General features: G+C 73.8%; 1 protein-coding gene. It reads left to right on the forward strand.

Annotated elements, in window-relative coordinates; translation table 11 throughout:
* Window positions 1-2,640 (forward strand): condensation domain-containing protein (locus tag ABZ495_RS36945; protein WP_359840371.1); only part of this gene is annotated, 2,640 nt, incomplete at both ends.

Consider the following 2,640-nt stretch of genomic DNA (forward strand, 5'->3'; position numbering starts at 1 on the left):
GTCGAGTCCGCGGGTGGCCGCCGGTTGCGGATCGCGCACACCGTCTCGTTCTCCTTCGACATGTCCTGGGAGGAACTGCTCTGGCTGGTCGAGGGTCACGAGGTGCACGTCCTGGACGAGGCCCTGCGCCGCGACGCCCAGGGTCTGGCCGACTACCTGGACGTCCACGGGATCGATGTCATCAACGTGACGCCCTCGTACGCGCAGGCGCTGGTGGAGGCCGGTCTGCTGGACGAGGACCGGCACCGTCCGGTGCTGGTGCTGCTGGGTGGTGAGGCGGTGGCGGAGACGCTCTGGACCAGGCTGCGCGAGACGCCGGGCGTCATGGGCTACAACTTGTACGGGCCGACCGAGTACACCATCAACACCCTCGGTGGTGGGACGCGGGACTCGGCGACCGCGACGGTGGGCCGGCCGATCTGGAACACCCGGGCGTACGTCCTGGACGCCTGTCTGCGGCCGGTCCCGGTGGGTGTGGCGGGCGAGCTGTACGTGTCGGGTGTGGGTCTGGCGCGGGGTTACCTCAACCGGGCGGGGCTGACGGCGGAGCGTTTCGTCGCGGATCCGTTCGGCGAGCCCGGGGGCCGGATGTACCGCACCGGTGATGTGGTGCGCTGGCGTCAGGACGGGCTGCTGGACTTCCTCGGCCGTGCCGACGACCAGGTGAAGATCCGCGGCTACCGGGTCGAGCCCGGCGAGATCGAGGACGCCATCGCCCTGGAGGCGGCCGTGGCCCAGGCCGCCGTGGTGGTCCGTGAGGACACCCCCGGCGTCAAGCGCCTGGTCGCCTACCTCGTCCCCGCCGCGACGGCCGTGGACCTCGCCGCCGTCCGCAACGAACTCGCCGCCCGGCTCCCCGAGTACATGGTGCCGTCGGCGTTCGTGGTGCTCGACGAGCTGCCGCTGACCGTCAACGGCAAGCTCGACCGCAAGGCCCTCCCCGCGCCCGCCGGCACCGGGACCGGCCCCGGCCGCGCCCCGCGCGACGCCCGGGAGGAGATCCTCTGCGGCGCCTTCGCCGAGGTGCTGGGCCTCGCCGAGGTCGGCCCCGAGGACCACTTCTTCGACCTCGGCGGCCACTCCCTGCTGGCCACCCGGCTGATCGGCCGGGTCCGCGCGCTGCCCGGTGGCGCCGGGCTCACCGTCCGCGACCTCTTCGAGGCACCCACCCCGGCCGGCCTCGCCCACCGGGCCGGCGCCGGCGACGACCCGCGCCCCGCCCTGGGCCGCCGCGAGCGCCCGGCCGACCTGCCGCTCTCGCACGCCCAGCGCCGGATGTGGTTCCTGCAGAACCTCGACGACTCGGGCGCCACCTACAACGTGCCCCTGGTGGTACGGGTCACCGGCCCGCTGGACCGGGCCGCCCTCGGCGCCGCCGTCCGCTCGGTGACGCAGCGGCACGAGAGCCTGCGCACCGTCTTCACCGAGCGCGACGGCGACGTCCACCAGCGGATCCTGGAAGCCCCGGCGGCCGAGGCGGCCGTGCACCTGGTCCGCTCCTCCGAGTCGACGCTGGACGCCGACCTCCGGAGCGCCGTCCGGTACGGCTTCGACCTCTCCGCCGAACTGCCGCTGCGCGTCAGCCTGCTGGAGCTCGGCCCCGAGGACCACGTGGTGGTGGTGCTCTTCCACCACATCGCGGGCGACGAGTGGTCGATGCTCCCCTTCATCGAGGACCTCACCGGCGCCTACGCGGCGCACACCGACGGCCGCACCCCCGACTGGGCGCCGCTGCCGGTCCAGTACGCCGACTACACGCTCTGGCAGCAGGAGCTGCTCGGCTCGCCCGAGGACGAGCGGAGCCTGCACGCCCGTCAGGCCGGGTACTGGAAGCAGGCACTCGCCGGGCTGCCGGAGGAGCTGCCGCTGCCGACCGACCACCCGCGCCGTCCGGTGGCCGGCTACCGCGGCGACACCGTGCGCGGCCAGGTCCCCCCGGCCGTCTACCGCGGTCTGCGCGAGGCCGCCCGGGCGACCGGCACCACCACCTTCATGGTGCTCCAGGCGGCCGTGGCCACCCTGCTGCACCGCCTGGGCGCCGGCACGGACATCCCCCTGGGGGCGCCCGTCGCCGGGCGTTCCGACAGCGCGCTGGACGGGCTGGTCGGCTTCTTCGTCAACACGCTGGTCCTGCGCAACGACCTGTCCGGCGACCCGACCTTCGCCGAGCTGCTGACCCGCACCCGGGACACCGACCTGGCGGCCTTCGCCCACCAGGACCTGCCGTTCGACCGGCTGGTCGAGGCGGTCAACCCGCCGCGCGTGCCCGGCCGGCACCCGCTGTTCCAGGTGATGCTCGGGTACCAGCACAACGACGGCCAGGCCGGACGCCTGCTCGGCCTGGAGAGCCGGATCCTGCCCTTCGAGCTGGGCGCCGCGAAGTTCGAACTCGACTTCAACTTCGAGGAGACCTCCGCCACGGAGGAGATCGACATCGCCTTCGAGTACGCGGCCGACCTCTACGACCGCACCACCGCCGAGGCCCTGGTCGAGCGGCTGCTGGCCCTGCTGGAGCAGGTCGCGGCCGACCCGCGGCGCCGGATCGGCGCCCTGGATGTGTTGACGGTGCGTGAGCGGGGTCTGGTGTTGGGGGAGTGGGTGGCGACGGGTCGTGGGTTGCCGGGGGCGACGGTGGCGGAT

The sequence above is a fragment of the Kitasatospora sp. NPDC005748 genome (assembly GCF_040630735.1).
GTDB lineage: Bacteria > Actinomycetota > Actinomycetes > Streptomycetales > Streptomycetaceae > Kitasatospora.